Annotated in this window: 17 protein-coding genes; 6 read left to right on the forward strand and 11 right to left on the reverse strand. The window is 30.6% G+C overall.

The features are described 5' to 3' along the window. Positions 1-48: 48 nt before the first annotated feature. From Q0684_RS10520 to alaS, 4 genes are all read right to left on the reverse strand, one after another. The gene (locus tag Q0684_RS10520) at positions 49-1,017 is read right to left on the reverse strand and encodes a GSCFA domain-containing protein (protein ID WP_299016342.1); all 969 of its coding nucleotides are present in this window, start codon (positions 1,015-1,017) and stop codon (positions 49-51) included. Positions 1,018-1,075: 58 nt separating this feature from the next. Further along, the gene (locus Q0684_RS10525) at positions 1,076-2,653 is read right to left on the reverse strand and encodes a DUF1501 domain-containing protein (protein ID WP_299016345.1); all 1,578 of its coding nucleotides are present in this window, start codon (positions 2,651-2,653) and stop codon (positions 1,076-1,078) included. Position 2,654: 1 nt separating this feature from the next. Next, positions 2,655-4,277 (reverse strand): DUF1800 domain-containing protein, encoded by a 1,623-nt coding sequence (locus tag Q0684_RS10530; protein ID WP_299016348.1) that lies wholly within the window; start codon positions 4,275-4,277, stop codon positions 2,655-2,657. A gap of 111 nt (positions 4,278-4,388) precedes the next feature. Beyond that, on the reverse strand, positions 4,389-7,007 hold the full coding sequence (alaS, locus tag Q0684_RS10535; protein WP_299016351.1) for an alanine--tRNA ligase: 2,619 nt from the start codon (positions 7,005-7,007) through the stop codon (positions 4,389-4,391). 171 nt (positions 7,008-7,178) lie between these two features. On the opposite strand from alaS, the gene Q0684_RS10540 reads away from it, so the two are divergent. The 6 genes from Q0684_RS10540 (at position 7,179) to Q0684_RS10565 (ending at position 11,578) form a co-directional block, all read left to right on the forward strand. Continuing rightward, positions 7,179-8,147 carry a M23 family metallopeptidase gene (locus tag Q0684_RS10540; protein WP_299016354.1) on the forward strand — a complete coding sequence of 323 codons (969 nt, stop codon included), beginning with the start codon at positions 7,179-7,181 and terminating at the stop codon, positions 8,145-8,147. 221 nt (positions 8,148-8,368) lie between these two features. After that, positions 8,369-8,698, forward strand: coding sequence for a MerR family transcriptional regulator (locus tag Q0684_RS10545; RefSeq protein ID WP_299016357.1), 330 nt, complete (start codon positions 8,369-8,371; stop codon positions 8,696-8,698). Positions 8,699-8,809: 111 nt separating this feature from the next. Next, positions 8,810-9,409: a LemA family protein gene (locus Q0684_RS10550; RefSeq protein WP_299016360.1), complete on the forward strand. Its 600-nt coding sequence runs from the start codon at positions 8,810-8,812 to the stop codon at positions 9,407-9,409. A gap of 3 nt (positions 9,410-9,412) precedes the next feature. After that, on the forward strand, positions 9,413-9,850 hold the full coding sequence (locus Q0684_RS10555) for a TPM domain-containing protein (RefSeq protein WP_299016363.1): 438 nt from the start codon (positions 9,413-9,415) through the stop codon (positions 9,848-9,850). Then, positions 9,847-10,686: a TPM domain-containing protein gene (locus tag Q0684_RS10560; RefSeq protein WP_299016366.1), complete on the forward strand. Its 840-nt coding sequence runs from the start codon at positions 9,847-9,849 to the stop codon at positions 10,684-10,686. The genes Q0684_RS10555 and Q0684_RS10560 overlap by 4 nt, the downstream gene beginning before the upstream one ends. Before the next feature lie 49 nt (positions 10,687-10,735). After that, the gene (locus Q0684_RS10565; protein ID WP_299016369.1) at positions 10,736-11,578 is read left to right on the forward strand and encodes a hypothetical protein; all 843 of its coding nucleotides are present in this window, start codon (positions 10,736-10,738) and stop codon (positions 11,576-11,578) included. Between the two features lie 5 nt (positions 11,579-11,583). Here Q0684_RS10565 and Q0684_RS10570 read toward each other — a convergent pair whose 3' ends face one another. The 7 genes from Q0684_RS10570 to Q0684_RS10600 form a co-directional block, all read right to left on the reverse strand. Then, positions 11,584-11,961, reverse strand: coding sequence for a DUF423 domain-containing protein (locus Q0684_RS10570; RefSeq protein ID WP_299016372.1), 378 nt, complete (start codon positions 11,959-11,961; stop codon positions 11,584-11,586). 5 nt (positions 11,962-11,966) lie between these two features. Then, on the reverse strand, positions 11,967-15,665 hold the full coding sequence (locus tag Q0684_RS10575; protein ID WP_299016374.1) for a metallophosphoesterase: 3,699 nt from the start codon (positions 15,663-15,665) through the stop codon (positions 11,967-11,969). A gap of 13 nt (positions 15,666-15,678) precedes the next feature. Next, on the reverse strand, positions 15,679-16,275 hold the full coding sequence (locus Q0684_RS10580; protein WP_299016377.1) for a nucleotidyltransferase family protein: 597 nt from the start codon (positions 16,273-16,275) through the stop codon (positions 15,679-15,681). Positions 16,276-16,278: 3 nt separating this feature from the next. Then, positions 16,279-17,298, reverse strand: a complete 1,020-nt coding sequence (locus Q0684_RS10585; RefSeq protein WP_299016380.1) for an XdhC/CoxI family protein — start codon at positions 17,296-17,298, stop codon at positions 16,279-16,281. Between the two features lie 115 nt (positions 17,299-17,413). Beyond that, positions 17,414-18,631 carry a bifunctional alpha/beta hydrolase/OsmC family protein gene (locus tag Q0684_RS10590; RefSeq protein ID WP_299016382.1) on the reverse strand — a complete coding sequence of 406 codons (1,218 nt, stop codon included), beginning with the start codon at positions 18,629-18,631 and terminating at the stop codon, positions 17,414-17,416. Between the two features lie 12 nt (positions 18,632-18,643). Further along, a complete protein-coding gene (locus Q0684_RS10595) occupies positions 18,644-19,162 on the reverse strand; it encodes a peptide-methionine (S)-S-oxide reductase (RefSeq protein WP_299016385.1) in 519 nt (172 codons plus the stop codon). Next, a complete protein-coding gene (locus Q0684_RS10600) occupies positions 19,153-20,097 on the reverse strand; it encodes an aldo/keto reductase (RefSeq protein WP_299016388.1) in 945 nt (314 codons plus the stop codon). Before Q0684_RS10600 ends, Q0684_RS10595 begins: the two co-directional genes overlap by 10 nt. Positions 20,098-20,215: the final 118 nt, after the last annotated feature.

Raw genomic sequence — 20,215 nt, forward strand, 5'->3', positions numbered from 1 at the left:
ACCTATAAAAAAGCGCATTACTTTCTATATTGATTAGAAATAATGCGCTTATTTTTCGTTTAAATGAAAATCTATAGTGGGCATTTCTTGTTCTAATTCTAAGATTTTGGCTTTTAAATGTTTTAAAAACTTTTGGTGTTGTTCAGAATTTGGGTTAAAAGGTTTGTGTATAAGTCCTTTTTGAATAGTATCTACTTTTAGCATTGTTTTTTCTGCTGAAGTTGTAACCCAAGTAGCAACAAATTTTTCCCAAATATAATTGATAGCAACCTTATTTGGGTGAAGCATATCTTCTTTATAAAAACGATAATCACGCAATTCGTCCATCATAATTTCATAAGACGGAAAATAAAAAACATTTTTTGTTACTGTATTTATTGTTTTATGAATTCCGCTTATTAAATGAGATTTACTTAAGGTGTTCTCTATAAAACCATCTTTTAAATGACGAATAGGAGAAACCGTAAAAATTACATTTATATCTTTATTTATACTTTTTAAAAGTGAAATTATTTTTTGTAGACTAGTGGTAACTTCTTCAATAGAAAGCAATTCTTTAGTAAAGTTTTTTTGTGGTATTTTATGGCAGTTGGCAACTAATTGTTTAGATTCTAAAAAGCGATATACCCAAGCAGTGCCTAAAGTTATTACAACATGCGATGTTGTAGTTAATTCCTTAAATGTATCTGCTAATATTAAATTCAGGTTTTTTGAAAGTTCAGTTTTATCGCTATTGCGAAAGCTAGAGTGCGCATTAAAAGAATGCCAAAACTCATTACTAAAAACAAGCTCACTTTCCTTTGTTTCTGTTTTACTTATAGCTTTGGTAATAAAAGTTTCTATAGCCTTTGGATGAAACAATATACCAAACGGATTTATGGTGGTATCAAACTTATAATAGTGTAACTTACTCCCTATATTTTCAGAAAAACAAGATCCTAACAGTAAAATTTTAGACTGGTAACTAATTTGTTTTTCAGTCTGTTTTTTTAGGGTTAATTGTGTTTGAAGTTTCATCTTTTATTTTTTCGCTTAAGCGAAAGTAAGTAAAGGTTTTTGGAGCACCTTAAAATATTTAATATTTTAAAAACTTTTTAGTTTTAGAAACTCCTTTAGACTGGTAATGTACAAAGTAATTACCTTTTGCTAGATTACCCACATTTACAGTAACATTTTGTTGGTTAAAGGAATATTTTTTGTTGGTAACATGTTTTACTACAGCGCCAATACTATTGTAAATAGTAATGTTTACAGCGTTATTATTACCTAAAAACTCAATATTTAATGTGGTAGTTACAGGGTTAGGGTACACCTTTAAATTAAATTCTTCCTTTAAAAAACGCTCTGTAGAAAGTGCGGCAGAACAACCAGATTTAAATAGTGGTAAAGCTTCAAAATTATTAAATAATACATTAGTAGCTTCTTGTTTTGTTGCGCCTAACCAATCTGTTAAAATAGTGCTGTAAATATTTCTGAAATCAAACTGCATTTGCACACCTTCTTTTTCACCTACAGCTGTATCAATTTCTGGGGCATCACCTAAAATACTATTGTTTGCACAATTGCCAAACATAAATAGTGGTGCTGCACTACCATGATCTGTGCCAAGACCTCCATTAGAACGAATTCTTCTACCAAACTCAGAATACGTCATGCCAATTACTTTTTTATCAATATTTAGCAATTCTAAATCTTCTTGAAAAGCGGCAATTGCATCTGACAATTCTTCTAGTAAAACAGCCTGTCTTCCTGTACTTCTTTCTCCTTCTACAATTTGATTGTCATGTGTATCAAAACCACCAATTTGTACTACAAAAACTTTAGTTTTTATGCCTCCAGAAATTAATTTGGCAACATTTTTTAATTTTTCAGATAAGTCTGTACTCTTATATTTGTCAGATAAATTATTGCCAGAATCAGCTGCTTTTTTTATAATATTAGCGTACGCATTGGTTTGTGCAATAGTACTGTTTACAAAACTTAATGCGCTACCATAGCAATTGTCTGGTATATTTCCTGTGTTTGCAGCTAAAGCTGTGCCTGGGTTTTGTGGGTCTTCTAAAGCCATAGAAAAATTGGCTTGTGTTCCTTGGCAAGTTTCAGAAACAATTCTACCTATGGTAATTGCAAAAGGATCAGTTGCATTTTCATTCGGATAATTTTCTGGAAAAGTAGAATTATTTTCTTCAAAAAAACGTCCAATCCAGCCTGTAGAAATCAAATCATCTGCATCAGAGGCAGAATTCCAAATATCTGATGATCTAAAATGAGATCTATTTTGATTTGGGTAACCTACATTTTGTACAATTGCCAATTTTTCTTCGTTCCAAACTTTTTGCAAACCTGCCATAGCAGGATGAAATTTAGTAGTACTATTTACTGACAATAAATCTGTTTCAGGTATAATTATATTAGAGCGCACGCTTTGTAAATTATCATACTGATTCAAGTCAAAAACAGTATTTAAACCATCATTACCACCCTGTAATTGAATTAAAACTAATACATTTTCATTATCTGTTGTAAATTGATATTCCTTAGGTTTGTTATTTGCATATAATGGAAAACCACTTAAAGCGAAAGGTAAAGATGCAGAAGCAACAGAAGTTAGTTTTATAAAATCTCTTCTATTTAAAGTTTTTCTCTTTTTCATATTACATGATTTGAAATTCTGACATTTGTACCATTATCACTATTAGATTGCGCAGTTTTTTATCTACAGAAATTGCTATGGTTGTATTATTAGGGTTTTCTAAATATTTATCATATTCTATAGTCCATTCAAAGTCTGGTAAGCCATCTATTAAAACTGCTTTAAGGCTGTCTGTTTGAGATGGTGTAATCGCATAATTGAATAATCTATTTGCCAGTTCTGTAATTAAAATATTAGGGTCTAGTGCATTTGGTATGCTAGCTGCAATTTCTAAAACAGGCACCAAAGGTGGCACAGTATATTTTCTTTTATCTATAGTTAATTTACCACCTGTTACAAGAGTTTTACAGTAGTCTAACCTTTTAGGTAAAAAGAAGGTGTTTACCCAGGTTTTGTAATAAAGTGGCTTTTGGTAATAGGCTTTCCAGCCAGCAACATCTGGATGATGAAAAAGAGATTGACCTAAATCTGTGCAAGCCAAATACATAATGTAGGCAAAATTGTATTCTTCTTCTATAGTATTATTGGGTGAATTTGCGTTTAAGCTTTTTGTAGCAGAAAGCATTAAATCTAAAGGACTTTTAATCATACAGAAAGTAGTTTCAAAAAAGTGCTCAGATTTTAATAGAACTTTTAAGGCAGGTGCAATTTCATAATTATTATCGCGTATTATTTTTGCTAAAGGTTCTATAATATTAGTTTCAGTATTTTCTGTTATTTCTGCATTTATAAACCACTTATAAAGTTGTCTAGTAATAAAACGAGAACATTCATCTTGTTTAAAAATAACATCAATTACATCTTTATATTCTTCTGCTCCGTTTTCTTTAATAACGGCATTATTAAATCTATGAGATAGTATTTTATCTCCTTTAGTATGTCTGTTATTTGTAAAGTATGCCTCTAAAGGAGCTTCATGTCTAATCCATCTTGCACGCCAACCTGTTAATACTTTAGCAATTTGTACTACATCTTCTTCTGTGTAAAACGTATAGTCTCCATTACCAACAGGTTCTCCTTTACCAATAGTAAACAACTCTAATAATTCTCTTGAGTAGTTTTCGTTAGGTGCTTTGTTTGTGTTTTCATGCCCACTCAAATAAAGTAGCATGTTTTGATTAATTGTAATTTGTTTGGTTAATTCTTTAAAATTACCAAGTGCATTTTTTCTAAGAAGATTTATGTAAAAATACTCTCTATGCGGATTTGCGTTAACAGAAACAAAGTGATTGTGCCAAAATAGTGTTAGTTTTTCTCTAATACAAATTCCAGAATTTTGCATTTGTAGAAAAGACCAAGCATACAAAGACCTATTTCTATACCTAAAAACACGATTTCTTTCTTGAGATGTAGGTAAGTCTGGGTAAATAGGTGCACTAACCCATGTTTCTCCATATTTTACATCAGGATCATTTAATTGACCTCTATCATTGCCATCAGGCAAGTTTTTTAAAGGTGGTGCAGGTAATGCTTTTTCTTCAAAAAGTTTGGTAATTGTGGCTTCTAAACCTAAAGAAACAGCTTCAGATACCATAGTCTCAGTAATTCCAAAAGATGTTCTTTTTAATAAGTGATTTGCTCGTTTATAAGAAAATTCACCAGAAAAAGTATCTAAATAAGGCATAATATGTTGGCTAGTATATTAAAGTTACTTAGCTCTGTATCAAAGTTAAGTAAATTATTTTAATTGTTTACTAGCTATTTAGAATACAAAAAATGCTTAGAAATTTTAAACTCAAACTATATATGCTTGCGCTTTTTCTAAAACTTTTGGTATGCCACCAGGATTTTTACCACCAGCTGTTGCAAAAAAGTTTTGGCCACCACCACCTCCATGTATCAGTTTGCCTAATTCCCTAACTACTTTACCAGCATCATAACCACGCTCATTTGCTAATTCTTTAGAGATATAACAGGTAAGCATTGCTTTGTCTTTTTTAGGAGCAGATGCAAATAATAAAAATAAATTTTGATGTTCTTTACCAATACTAAAAGCAAGGTTTTTAATACCATTGGCATCTAAATCTACTTTAGTTGCTAAAAATTGTACACCATTTATTTCTTGCAATTGGTTTCTAATTTCGCCTGATAAGTTTTGTGCTTTTTCTTTTAAAAGTTGCTCAATTTGTTTTTGTAATTCTGTATTTTCTTCCTGTAATTTTTGCACTGCTTTTACAGGCTGTTTAGCGTTGTTTAGTAGGTTTTTTATTTCAGATAATGTAGTGTTGTTTTCGGTATAAAAGTCTTTAACAGCGTCATTTGTAATGGCTTCAATTCTTCTAATACCAGAGGCAACAGCTCCTTCAGATTTTATTTTAAAATGCCAAATATCACTCGTATTTTTAACGTGTGTTCCACCACATAATTCTACAGAACTCCCAAATTTTATAGCACGTACAGTGTCGCCATATTTTTCGCCAAATAAAGCCATTGCACCTTCGTCTAAGGCTTGTTGCATTGGTATATTTCTGTTTTCTACTAAAGGTAGTTTTCCTGCAATTCTGTTGTTTACAAAGTTTTCTACCTCTTGCAATTCTTCTGAAGTTACTTTAGAGAAATGAGAAAAATCGAAACGTAAATACTTAGAGTGTACTGCAGAACCTTTTTGTGCTACATGCGTGCCCAAAACTTCTCTTAATGCTTGGTGAAGTAGGTGTGTGGCAGTATGATTGCATTCTGTTCTATAACGTTGTTTCTTATCTACAACTGCTTTAAAACGGTCGTTTAAAGATTTGGGTAGGTTTTTAGTAAAATGAATAATTACGTTATTCTCCTTTTTGGTATCTAAAATATAAATTACATCTCCTGTAGCAGTTTCTAAATAACCTTTGTCACCAACTTGCCCACCACCTTCAGGATAAAAAGGTGTTAAGTTAAATACGAGTTGATACATTTCACCGTCTTTTTTAGAGGTTACTTTTCTGTATCTTGTTATTTTTACAAGTGCATCTAAACTGTCATAACCTATAAATTCTTCAACAGCATCTTCTTTTAAAACAGTCCAATCTTCTGTAGAAGATTCGCTAGCAGCTCTAGATCTATTTTTTTGGTTTTGAAGCTCTTCATTAAACCCTTTTTCATCTAAAGTATAGCCTTTTTCAGAAAGAATTAAAGCCGTTAAATCTACAGGAAAACCAAAAGTGTCGTATAATTCAAATACTTTTTCACCAGAAATTTCTTTGGTTTTATTTTGGTTGATAATTCCGTCTAATAAAATAAGACCTTTATCTAAAGTTCTTAAAAAAGAAGTTTCTTCTTCTTTAATCACATTTTCTATCAGTTGTTTTTGTGCTTTTAATTCAGGAAAAGCAGTGCCCATTTTCTCACTTAAAATAGCAACTAACCTATAAATAAAAGGTTCTTTTTTATTCAAAAAGGTAAATCCATAACGTATGGCACGTCTTAAGATTCTACGAATTACATAACCAGCACCTGTATTACTTGGTAATTGACCATCTGCAATAGAAAATGCAACCGCTCTTACATGATCAGAAATTACACGTGTTGCAATATCTTGCTTTTCATTAATACCATATTTTGTCTTGGTTATGGTGCTAATTTCTGTAATTATTGGCTTAAAAATATCGGTATCGTAATTAGATTGTACGTCTTGTAAAACCATGCACAAACGCTCAAAACCCATACCAGTATCTATATGTTTGTTGGGTAAATCTTCTAAAGTTCCGTTTGCTTTTCTATTGAATTGCATAAAAACTAAATTCCATATTTCTACAACCTGCGGATGATCTTCATTAATTAAAGTACGCCCATCAATTTTGGCTTTTTCTTCTGCAGATCTAATATCTACATGAATTTCAGAACAAGGTCCACAAGGGCCTTGCTCTCCCATTTCCCAAAAATTATCTTTCTTATTTCCTTTTAAAATTCGGTCTTCGGCAATGTATTGTTTCCAAATATCAAAAGCTTCGGTATCCATTTTAAGGTTATCAGCATCATCAGAACCTTCAAAAACAGTTACATATAAGATGTCTTTATCTATCTTGTAAACTTCTGTTAGTAATTCCCAAGCCCATGCAATTGCTTCTTTTTTAAAGTAATCGCCAAAAGACCAATTGCCTAACATTTCAAACAAAGTGTGGTGGTAAGTATCATAACCTACTTCTTCTAAATCGTTATGTTTCCCAGAAACACGCAAACATTTTTGAGAATCTGAAATACGATTATTTTTAGGTTTTCCGTTTCCTAAGAAATATTCTTTAAAAGGTGCCATACCAGAATTTACAAAAAGTAAAGTTGGGTCGTCTTTTGTTACCATAGGTGCAGAAGGCACAATTAAATGGTTTTTTTCTTTAAAAAAGTTTAAAAAAGTGGTACGAACGTCTTGAGATTTCATAGTAGAACTAAGTTGCTAACCGTAAAAAACGGATTGAAATTTTGTTAATATATTTTTAAAAAACTACTGTAAAAAAGCAGTTGTAAAACATTTTGTAAATTAGCGAGTTATTAAAATTGAAATTTATAATAATTTTGTTTCTAAAATAGCAAAAATAGTACATTTACAATTATGGCAAAAGTAAAATATTATTATGATGCAGATACGCTTTCTTACAGAAAAATTGCGGTAAAAAAAAGCGCTTACTATAAGAGAACTATTTTTGGTGCATTTGCAGTTTTGTTAATTGCATTTATTGGTTTTATTGTGTTTAGTCAATTTATAATGTCTCCTAGTGAACGCTCTTTAAAAAGAGAAAACGAGAATTTAAAATTAAATTACGCGTTGCTCTCTAAAAGAATAGAAGAAACATCTTCTATTCTAGGCAAATTGCAACAAAGAGATAATAACATTTACAGAATGTATTTTGAAGCAAATCCTATACCAGAAGAACAAAGAAAAGCTGGTTTTGGAGGTGTAAATAGGTACAAGCATTTAGATGGTTATGACAATTCTACCATGATAAAACAATTAACAAAAGGTGTAGATGTTTTGTCTAAGCAATTAGTAGTACAATCTAAATCTTTAGATGAAATTGTTGCTTTGGCAAAAGAAAAAGAGAAAATGTTGGCATCTATACCTGCAATACAGCCCGTAAAAAACGAAGATTTAAAAAGAATGGCATCTGGTTATGGTTTTAGAATGCATCCCATTTTAAAATACAGGAAATTTCATAAAGGAATGGATTTTACAGCACCAACAGGAACACCAATTTTTGCCACAGGAAATGGAAAAGTTATTAGAGCGCAAAGAAGTGCAACTTTTGGTAATGTAGTGTATATAGAACATGGTTATGGTTATAAAACCATTTATGCTCACATGAGTAAAATGAAAGCAAGAAAAGGACAAACCGTAAAACGTGGAGATTTAATTGGTTATGTTGGAAATACAGGCTTATCTGCTGCACCTCATTTGCACTACGAAGTCCATAAAAATGATAGAGCTTTAAACCCTATAAATTTTTACTACGGAGATTTAACACCAGAAGAGTTTGTGGCCATGCAAAAGGCGGCAGAAGAAGAAGGCCAGTCTTTTGACTAGCAAAAGTGTAACTGTTTAACTGTTGAATTGTTTAAAAGTGACAAATACAAATTATTACAATTAAAAAATAATACATCTAATAACAATTTTAATAAGTGTTCACAAAATCAGGCTAAGCTTGCAAAAGTCTTTTTATTTTTGAATACTGAATACTGAATACTGAATACTGAATACTGAATACTGAATACTGAATACTGAATACTGAATACTGAATACTGAACATGCACATAGATTTACCCGAAAAACGTTATTATAAGATTGGCGAAGTTGCCAAAGCTTTTAATGTAAATGCTTCATTAATTCGTTTTTGGGAAACAGAGTTTGCTATTATAAAACCTAAGAAAAATGCCAAGGGCAATCGTTTGTTTACTGCGGATGATATTAAAAACTTTAAACTAATTTTTAATTTAGTAAAAGAAAGAGGTTTTACTTTAGAAGGAGCAAAGCAAAAACTTAAAAAAAATCCTGAAAGTACCTTTCACAATTATGAAATTATATCAAAATTAGAAGGTGTAAAAGCCGAATTAATTAAAATTAAAAGTCAGTTGTAACTTTAAGCCTAAATTTGTGTCTAAATATTGTGTTTTTTATTCAAAATACATATTCATTTCAATACATATTTTTCCAACAAAAAAAATCAACTAAAATTTAAAATACAAATCATGAAAAAAAAGTTAATTCCAGTAATTGTAATTCTAGTAGTAGTATTTGCAATATACAAATGGGCAGTAGGTTTTAATAACACAGCTGTAGTTTTGCAAGAAGATGCAAAAACAGCATGGTCTAATGTAGAAAGTTCTTACCAACGTAGAAACGATTTAATTGGTAATTTGGTAAAAACAGTACAAGGCGCTGCAGATTTTGAAAAAGAAACGTTAACACAAGTAATAGAAGCACGTGCCAAAGCAACATCTACTACAATTAATACTGGCGATTTAACACCAGAGAATATGGCACAATTTCAAAAAGCACAAAGTGGTTTAGGTGGCGCATTATCTAGATTATTAGTATCTGTAGAACGTTATCCAGAGTTAAAAGCCAATCAGAATTTCTTAGAATTACAAAGCCAATTAGAAGGTACAGAAAACAGAATTAATGTTGCAAGAGATCGTTTTAATGGCGGTGTAAATAGTTACAATAAACATATTAGAATTTTTCCAGGGTCTTTACTTGCAGGTGTTTTTAATTTTGATGCAATGGCGCGTTTTAAATCAGATGCAGGTTCAGAAAATGCACCAGATGTAGATTTTAATTTCAAATAAGAAATGTCTAAAGTAGAAGCATTTTTAACACCAGCAGAAGAGCAAGAAATTGTAAATGCTATTAAAATTGCAGAGAAAAATACTTCTGGTGAAATAAGAATTCATATAGAAACATCTGCAGAGAAAGCGCATTATGAAAGAGCACTAGAAGTATTTTATCTTTTAAAAATGGACGCTACAAAGCACGCTAATGGTGTGTTGATTTATGTTGCTGTTCACGATAAAAAATTTGTAATTTATGGTGATAAAGGAATAAATAATGTGGTGCCAGATAATTTTTGGAATACTACAAAAAACATCATGCAATCTCATTTTAAACAAGGCAACTTTAAAGAAGGCATTGTGGCGGGTACTTTAAAAGCAGGAGAAGAATTAAAAAAACATTTTCCTTACTTAGAAGATGATACTAATGAACTTACTAATGAGATTTCTAAAGGATGATGAAAACAGTTTTTAGTGCTCGATTTTTAGGTTTGGGTAAACAAACACTTTTTTTACTTACATTTTTACTTTCGCTATCTTTATTTTCTCAAGGATTTAAAATACCAGAGAAACCAAAATTTCAAACCAGTGTTTACGATTATGTTAAACTTTTATCAGCTACTGAAAAGCAAAATTTAGAAAGAAAACTAGTTCAATATTCAGATACTACATCTACCCAAATCGTATTGGCTGTTATTCCTTCTACTGAAGGAGAAAATATTGGTTTTTTAGGAGCAAACTGGCTTTCTAAGTGGGGTATTGGACAAAAAGGAAAAGATAATGGAGTTTTAATTCTTTTAGCAAAAAATGATAGGAAAATTTTTATCAATACAGGTTACGGGGTAGAACATTTGCTAACTGATTTTCAATCGAAAAGGATTGTAGAAAGAGTAATATTACCTGAATTTAAAAAGGGAGATTACTATGCAGGCTTAAATAAAGGAGCTGATTATATTTTTAGGACTTTACAAGGTGAGTTTAAAGGAACTCGAAAAAGTAAAAATAGTTTTGACCCTAGCATTATCATATTTATTATTTTTTTTATAATACTCTTTATTTTAATTTCTAGAGGAAATAAAAATAATAGAGGAGGTGGAAGAAATTATCGAAAAAAAACTATTGTAGCAGACATTTTTGAAACTATTATTTTAACAAATTCAGGTAGACGTGGAGGTAGCTTTGGTGGCGGTTTTGGTAGTTCTTCTTCTAGAGGTGGTAGTTTTGGCGGTGGAGGCTTTGGTGGCGGTTTTGGCGGTGGTCTTGGAGGAGGAGGAGGAGCTGGTGGTAGCTGGTAAGATTGTATAATTATTTATCTTTCTTTTATTATTCAAATTAAAAATCATTTTGAAAAACGTATTATTTATTTTTGTTTTTACAATTTTTGTAGGTTGCCAAAATTTTGGTCAATTAAGGTTGCTTGCAGATTTGCCAAAGAAGTTAGAAGAAGTTTCAGGTATAGAAATTGTACCAAATTCTTCTTTAATTTGGATGATAAATGATAGTGGAAATAAACCAGAGTTATATGGTTTAAATAAGAGAGGGAAAATTAAAAAAGAAATTAATATTATAGCTAAAAATCATGATTGGGAAGATTTAACTTCTGACGAAAATGGCACTATTTATATTGGTGATTTTGGAAACAATGATAATAGTAGAAAAAATTTATCTATAATTATTGTAGAACAAAATGAGTTGGACGAGAAAAATGCTGAGGTAGATGAAATTGAATTTGAGTATCCTGATCAAAATCAATTTCCGCCTAAAAAAGCAAAACGATATTTTGATGCAGAAGCTTTTTTTTATTTTAAAAGCTATTTATACATATTTACGAAAAGCAGAGTTAAAGATAATTTTGGTAAAACTACATTGTATAAAGTTCCAGCACAAAAAGGTGAGTTTGTTGCAGAAAAAGTAGCTGAATTTGAATCTTGCGCAGCTATGGAATGTTGGATAACTTCTGCAGATATTTCTACAGATGGTAAAAAAGTGGTGCTGTTATCGCAAAAAAGCATACTAGTTTTTACAGATTTTAAGGCTGATAATTTCTTTTCGGGAAAAGTTAAAGTAGTAGATTTAGAGCACGTTTCTCAAAAGGAGAGCATAACATTTAAAGATAATAATACAGTTTTAATTACAGATGAACGTGCTTATGGAGCTGGAGGCAACTTGTATGAAATAAAGCTGTAAAATCTTTAAAATGAGTATTTGTAAATAATTAAGAACCAACCCAAAGCCAAAATTAAACCACCTAAAGGCGTAATTGGTCCTAAAAATCTTAATTTCTTATTTTTTGCAGAAGATATTACAAGTCCATAAATAGAAAAAGAAAATAAAACAGTACCAATTATAAACGCATTTATAATATAGTTGTCTATTGCTAATTTACTGCTTAGTTGAAAACCTAAAACGAGTAAAACAATAGCGTGATACATTTGATATTTTACACCCGTTTCAAAACTTTGTAATTGTTCTACGTTTAGTTTTTTCTTTAATAAATGTGCCCCAAAAGCGCCCAAAATAATAGAAAGAAAGCCAAAAATTGCTCCAAAAATAATTGCTGTAGTATTCATAATATTTAAAAATCGAAACCTAGCGTAAAGTTTATTCGTAAACCATCATCACTATTAAACACACCTAGATTTCCTGTTAACATATTTGCTGCGTTTAAAATAAAACCACCACCATAAGAGGTGTTAAAAGTTTGGTTTTCCCAGGGCAAAACCGTTAATATGTTTGGTGTACCCCAAACAGTGCCATAATCAAAACCAGCAAAAATACCCAAATGTATAGGTATAATAGCTGTTTTTAAATCTTTAAGATTATATCTAATATCTGTGGTTTGGTAAAAGGCATTTTTACCTGTAAAACGCTCATTTCTATAACCTCTTAATCCATTATTAGCACCAATTGAAGGCGCTTGATAAAATTCAAAATTTTCTCCAAATGTAAAATAACCATCCACTTTAGTGGCTAAAACTAATTTGCCATTTGGTGTTAATTTGTGTGTAACACCTAAAGCTGTATTTGCATAGGAAAAATTATTGTTGATTGCTATATTTCTAGTATGGCCTAACAATGCTTTAAAAGAAAGTGCTAAGGTAGGAAATGCTAAATTATCTGTATGATTGTATGTATAACTGGTTTCTACATTAAAAAAGTTTTGCGTATTAAAAACGCTGTTCTCTGGGCCAAATTGCTCTTCTAAAAATCTGTTTGGTGTATTTTCTATAGTAAAACGTTGAAAGTTTGCGCCTATTAAAAATCTTGCTCCCAATTCTCCTTTCCATTGTAAAAATGAACCAAGTTTTAATTGTTCTATTTTAACACGATTAAAATCTATGTTTTCTAGATTTTCTGCTTCTGGATTAAAACTGTTATTGCCATATCCAAAAAAGTTGGTAGCATAATTGGGACTATTAAATTGCGCATTAAAACCAAGGTTGAAATTTTTGATAACATTGGCAAATTCTCCATTATATTTTAATTCATAACCATTGGTAGCAAAAAAGTAAGCACCAGTTATGGTATGTTTTTGGCTAAAAGGATTTTGTTCTAAATTATTAATTATAAAGGTGTTTTTTATACCTAATTTTAAACCATCATCTGGATTGTAGCCTATTGCTGGCGCAATTAAATGAGTTTTGCTTTTTAATTTTCTGTAGTTGTAAGTATTTGTATTGTAATTATCGGTTAATTTTTTTGAGATTTTTTTTGTTTGAAATGTATTTTTCTTTGTTTTTTGATCGTAAATTCTAATATTTTTTGGTGTATTTATTTCGTAAACATCACTGTTTAAACCACCAATAATTTTAATTTTAATAGGCGATTTACCATTTTTTCCATTTACAACAAATACATCTTTATCGTCTAAACCATAAACCCAAATTTCTTTGGTAATGTTTCTGCTATATGTTCTTTCATGAAAAATTAAGCCTTTTTCACCATTTTTAATTCTGTAGCCTGTTATTTTAGTTTTGTTGTCCGAAAACCGTTCAATATCAAAATAATCATCTTTATTGGTGCCTGTAATTACCTGAAATTGGTTGAGGTATTTAAAATACTTATCTGAAATGTTTTGAAGATTTTTTCTTCGACCTTTTAGTTTTCTCTTAATATCTAAGGTAGTTTTGTCATTTATCTCTGTAGGAATTTTAGCAAAGGCACTTTCTATTACTTGATCTGTTATGTTATTCTGAATTAGCTTTACTTGCTCGTCCCAAATTTTCTTATCAGCTTCCTTAATAAAACGCATGTCTAGAGAATAGCCTGCAATATTAAAGTTTTCTGGTTTTTTAAGATCTTCTGTATACGATCGCATTCCTTTTAAAGCTGGTATTATTGCTGTAATTATATTTAGCAAAGGACCATCAGAAAAAACAGAAAATGCTTGATCTCTATCTCTAGGTACAGGTTTGTATATTATTTTATCTTTATTCTTAAATTCTGCCCATCTCCATTGGTCTTGGTGTCTGTCCCAATCTCCAATAAGCATATCAAATAATCGTGCTCTAATATAAGCAGTCTCATCCAATTGATATTTTTCATCTTTGGCTAAATTTTTTCGTAAATCGTCTGTACTTATAATTTTATTAGCAAATCCAAAGTTTTTTTTATCTCCATGATTATCTGCTGTTCGTTCTTCAATCATATACAATTCGTTACCAAAATCTGCATTATATGCTTGTAACCCTTTTTGCTTAGGCACATAAAACAGTATGGGTTTGGTGTGGTAAACATCTATAGCCTCTGCCAATTTATCTATGGTAAAAGGTGCATAAGGGTGAGACCCTGTATAAATATCTAAAAGCAAGTCTTCTGTAAATGTATCTGTAAATTCTTCCGCTATATATTGATTTTTAAAGGCAACAGCTTGTATGTATTGCACAGCATTTTTACGCAAAGCACGCATTACATATTCTCTGCCGTATTTGTCTAGTAAGCGTAAAGATTTAGATTGGTTACCACCTCCTTTTCTTATAGGTGTTAAGCCACCATAAAGTGTATCTAAATTTACAGTAGGTGCTATTATTTTTTTACCATAATATTTGCGAAATCTTTTTCCCCAAAGAAAATCGAAGATTTTACTTTTATTTGCCTCTTTTGGCTCGTAAATAGAAGCTTCTTTTACAGTTAGTTTTGCATTAGGAAACTTTGTAAACTTAGGTAAACTATCTTTTTGAAATACATTTGTTTCAAAAACTACTTTTTGATCTTTTGCAGCATAAAACTGTACTTTTGAAGCTCCATTTTTGTATATATCTAGTTTAGCAAAGCCTTCTGTTCCGTAAGAAAATATGCCTCCATTTACATTTTTTGTAGCAGATTTTTTAGAGCCAGAACCACTAACTATTTGCGGAATATTATTTTTAACAATGTATTGTAAGCTGTGTTCATGCCCAGAAACAAAAATTATTTTTTCATTTTGTTGCGCTAGTGTTAACACTAGTTTTCGCAATTCGTTATACTTAGTGTGTTGTTGGTCTGTATTAATGGTGCCTCCTGTTTTTCTAAGAACATTTTTTAAAGTACCTAAAATTGGTATAGGTTTTAAGTGGCTTTTAAACGAATAATAACCTCCATGAGGTCCGTTTGTAAAAATAGGATGATGTAAAGCAACAAGCGTAGTTTTACCTTGCGATTTTTTAAGCATTCCTTTTAGTTCGTCAAAAAACTTGGCTCTTGTTTTTATGGCACAATCATCATTTATTCCTGGGTGTTTGTTCCAGTTGGTAATGTACCAATGTGAGTCTATTACTATAATATTAATATGCTCATTTATTTCAATTTTTTCTAAAGGGCAACCATTTTCTGGTTGAAACGTGTTTTTACCTAAAGCTTTTTCAACTAATTTTTCTTGTCTTTTTAATCCTTTTAAGCCACTATACCAGTCATGATTTCCAGGAATTATAAGTGTTTTTCCTATGAAATTTTTACCCAAATCTGTTTGTACTTTTAAACGATGTTTGGCAAGTTTATATTCTTTTTTGCTTTTTTTAGGAATTCCTTTTTCATACACATTATCACCTAAAAAGACTAAAGTGCTGTTCTTTTTTGCTTTTTTTAATTCTTCCGCTAAATAAGATAAGGCAGTATCTCTTTCTTGTAAATTAGAGTTGCCTGCATCTCCAATTAAGTAAAAGGAATGTAAAATTTCAGAGGTATCTTGTTTTGCTACAAATTTATGGTCTTTTGCTACTTGCATTTTTAAAGTGGCGCAAGCAGAAACTAATAACAAGACCAAAAGTAAAACAAGAGTTTTCTGTATTATTTTCATGTTGTAAAAGTATCTAATTTAAAATAGAGTTTTTAAACGTATGTAAATCTTTTGGAGTATCAATATCTATAAGATTTGTAGTTATTAAGGGTGTAATAACATCTTTGTTATTTTGTATAATTTCTTTGGCGCCAAAATCGTTTTTTAATAAACTTAATTGATTAAAATAATTTTCAGGAAAAATTGCGGGCACACCTTTTTTATTTGGGTAGTTTGAAGCTATAATTTTAGACGGGTTTTTGCTATGTAAATCAATTAAATGAAACAGATATTTTTTTTCTAACGCAGGCTGATCTCCTAAAAGGATTAAAATACCACTATATTTTTTGGGCGTAGATTTTATGTGATTCACGCCACAAACTATGCTTGTACTTAAACCATCTTGGTAATTTGCATTGTATATAAAATGAATGTTTGCAGATGAAATTTCTCTTCGAATTAAACAGGCATTTGCACCTAAAACACAATATACATGGTTTCTGTTGATGGTTTTAGCCTTATTTAAAACAGTTTCTAACAAAAAATTATTACCAATTTTAACCAGTTGTTTTGGGCTTTTCATTCTAGATGATTGTCCGCCAGCCAATACCAAAATGGCAATATTTACCATGTTTTAAATATTTATTTTATTTGTTATTCTTCTCAGGGAAAAAGGTTCTTTTTTTCTAATAATAGCCAAAATTTCTGCAATAATTGAAACTGCTATTTCTTCTGGTGTTTGTGCGCCTATGTGCAAACCAGCAGGTGTATAAATACAGTCTAAAAACGTTTCTGTGGTTTCTGGTGCAAATTCTAAAAGCTCATTAAAAAGTTTCTCTCTTCTTTTTGGAGCGCCTAAAATACCAATGTATTTTGGTTTAAATTCCGATAATTTTACTAAGTATTTTAAATCTAAAACATAACTGTGATTCATAATAACAATTGCAGTATTGCTATCTATTTCAGTAAAATTTGCCATTTCTGGTGATGTACCAATTACTGCAGTTGCTCCTGGGAAATTGGCTAATTGTTTGCTTTCTTTTGCAGCTGTTATTACCTCTATTTGCCAACCTAAATTACTGGCTATATTGCATAATTTTACAGCATCATGCTCACCACCAATGATAATTAATTTAAAATTTGGCTTTAAGTTTTGAGTAAATTTTACTGTGTTTTCTTCATTTTTAATGGAGAAATTGTCTAAAAGCGCATATTTTTCTTGATTATTAAAAGTAAGTATAGAGCCAAAGTTGCCAAAAACTTCATCTGCTTTTGCATAATAACTGTCTATTTGTATGGGTAATCTATTAGCAGTTGACTCTAAAAAAGTACTTAAAAATTGTTCAGATATAATTATGGGTTCTATTAAGATATACAATATGCCTTCACAACCTAATCTATACCTGCCATCATAAGTAATAACTTTTGGTTTACTATCTTTAAAAACAGATGCACTTCTTTTTATGATTTCTTTTTCTACACAACCGCCAGAAACAGCGCCTACGCAAGCTAAATCTTTAGAAATTAGCATTCTTACTCCTGGTTTTCTGTAAGAAGAACCTTCTAAAAAAACTACAGTAGCCATAACATTTTTCAACCCTTTTTTTTGGTTGATGAATGCCTGATTGATAATTTCTTTAAGTTCGTGAATCATAGAATGTGCTACAATAAGGGCACTAAGATAAAACTTTATGTATTACTGTATGTAGGTAGAGCTGTTAGTTTTTATAGACAATTTTAGTTTGTCATAAAAATGATACTATTAAAAATTAAATTAACTCCGTGTCAATTAATATTTCACTTTGTAAGGTTTTGTGAACAGGGCATTTAGAGGCTATTTCTGTTAAACGTTTTCTTTGTGCATCGTCTAAATTACCAATTAACTTTAATTTTTTACTAAAATGATTGAAAAGTGTTGGTTTTTCAATTGCAATACCTAAATCAGCACTGTTTTTTCTAGAATAGGTAATATAAGTAAAAACCTCTTGTAAATCCCAGTTTTTACGTGCTGCATACATTTTTAAAGTCATACCTGTACAAGCAGCTAAACTAGCGCTTAAAAAGTCATAAGGCGAAGGCGCAAAATCATCGCCACCAATACTAGCAGGTTCATCTGCTAAAAAAGAGTGTTTTTTGGTTTGTATAGAGGTTGTAAAATTATCTTCTAAAACATTTAAATGTGCAACCAATTGTTCGCCCTTTGTAGATAGTATATTATTTTCTTCTGCAGGAAAATACTTATCTGCCCAAGTTCCAATTAGGTTTCCAACATAAATGCTATCTATTTTGTTAGATAATAAATGATCTGCATCATCTAAACTAATAAAACTTTTAGGGTGCATTGCGTTATGATAAATTTCATGTGCATTTTCTATTCCCACAACATTATCAAAAGGGGCGTGCATTACTAAAATTGGTTTTCTTAGGTCCTTTGTAATTTTTGGTAAATCTGTTTTGCTAAAATCATTCACAAAATCTTCATTAATTTTAAAAGGTCTACCACCAATTTTTACTTCAACTTCTCCTTTTTCTTTTACGTCTTCTATTGCGTGAGAAAATAAATGTGTAACATGATTTACAGTTGCAGGTGCACCAATTGTTGCTACTGCTTTAATGTTTTCTAATTTAGCAGCAGCAACAATTACAGCTGCACCGCCTAAAGAATGTCCAACTAATAAAACCGGACTTTTATAATTTTCGCTTAAAAAAGTATTTACAGCAATAAGGTCTTCTACATTTGCAGAGAAGTGACTTTCTGCAAATTCACCTTCACTTTTACCAAGTCCTGTAAAATCGAAACGTAAAACACCAAAACCATGATTAGATAAAGAACGACTAATATTTTTTACGGCATTAAAATTACTATTGCACGAAAAACAGTGTGCAAAAATGGCAAAATGGCTAGGATTTTCATTTGCAGGTAACTCTAAATATGCTTGTAAATTATGTCCTTTTTTATTTTTGATGTCTAGTTTGATTGTCTTCATACAGTTGATTTTTTAGATAGTCGAAATGAGATGTGAAACTTTACTTTTATCTACATGAAAAGCAAATTTTTCTATTAACAATTTTAGCTTTGGATTGATGTAGTTTTTACAAAATGGTTTTTTAGGATTAGATTGATAGTAATTTTGAAATACTACTGCTGAAGGTTTAAACTCATGAAAAGGTAATACTTGTGTGATAACTTTTTTGCTAAATGTAATTTGTAATTGATCTATAATCTTTTCACTAGCTCGTTTTTGCGAGTGGGAGAAATAATATACAGCAGATCTGTATTTTTTTCTCATAGAATGATTACTTGTACTTTTGTGGGTTAGTAAATGAATTTCAATTAACGTTTTTAAGTTAATTTTATCAGCGTCAAAAGATACAATTACAGCCTCTGAGAATGTTTTATTTTTTGCTATTGAAGCAACCCAACCTTGGTTAACTTCGCAAACACCTTTTAAGCTTTCAAAAACAGCTTCCGTACACCAATGGCAGCCACCACCAAAAGCAATTTTGGTTAATTCCACAGCAGTTTTTTTCTTTCTGCCCAATAGTTTTCTGGTAAAACTTTAAAAGACTTGAGCAGCGCAATTTCTTCTTCTGAAAGAAAAATATCAACCATTTTTAAATTTTGTTGCAATTGAGTTTTAGAACTTGCTCCACTTAAAACAACACTATTTGGTATAGTTTGCTTGCAAAATTGTAGTGCAATTGCATCTGCACCAACTTTGTGTTTTGCAGCTATTTTTTCTAATGCATTATATGCTTTTTGGTAATTTGGGTAATTTTTATTGAGTAAAACTCTACCATTTGCCAATGCTTCCTTAATTACGAGCTTTTTATTTTGCGCAATTAATTCATCAGAAATTTTTAATAAACTTTGCTCTAGAAAATTATAAGTTACCTGAAAAACATCAAATAAAGATTCGTTTTTTACCTTAACTTTTAATGCTTTTTTAATAACTTCTACTTGATTTGTGCCTGTTGTGGTTAAGCCAATTTTTAAGTTGAATTTTGTTTTTAAATCGCTTAAATAATTTAATACATCTGTATTTTCTAAAACGCCAGTTTCTAGAGTAGCAGAGTGTATTTGATACACTTTTAAATGTGGTAATAATTGTTTAGAAAATTGCCATTGCTCTTTTAATTTTGCTAAACTATGTTCTTTTACCTCGTGAATTTTTGCGTTTTTTTTAAAGTTTGCAGTATACGTATAACCCCATTTAGTGGCAATTTCAATATTGCTATCGTTTTTTGTTTGTAACCATTCTAGCAACAATTTTTCTGCCAAACCATAACCAGGAGCAGTATCAAAATAGCGTAGTCCTAAATTATAAGCTTCTTCTAAAACTTGAAAACTTTGTTTTCTGAAGATTTCTAAGTCAGAATTATCACAACTTTCTAAGCGTACATTAATATATTGAGGTCTTCCTAAGGCGGCTGTTCCTAATCCTAAATTCATGTGTTTTTTAATTTCAGACTTCACAGGTTTTAAAAACCTGTGTGGTCTTATTGATGGTTAATTAGATTGTGATATTATAATTTTCAGCGATTTTTCCACAAGGTGGAAATGACAGCAT

The organism is uncultured Polaribacter sp. (assembly GCF_947503875.1).
GTDB lineage: Bacteria > Bacteroidota > Bacteroidia > Flavobacteriales > Flavobacteriaceae > Polaribacter.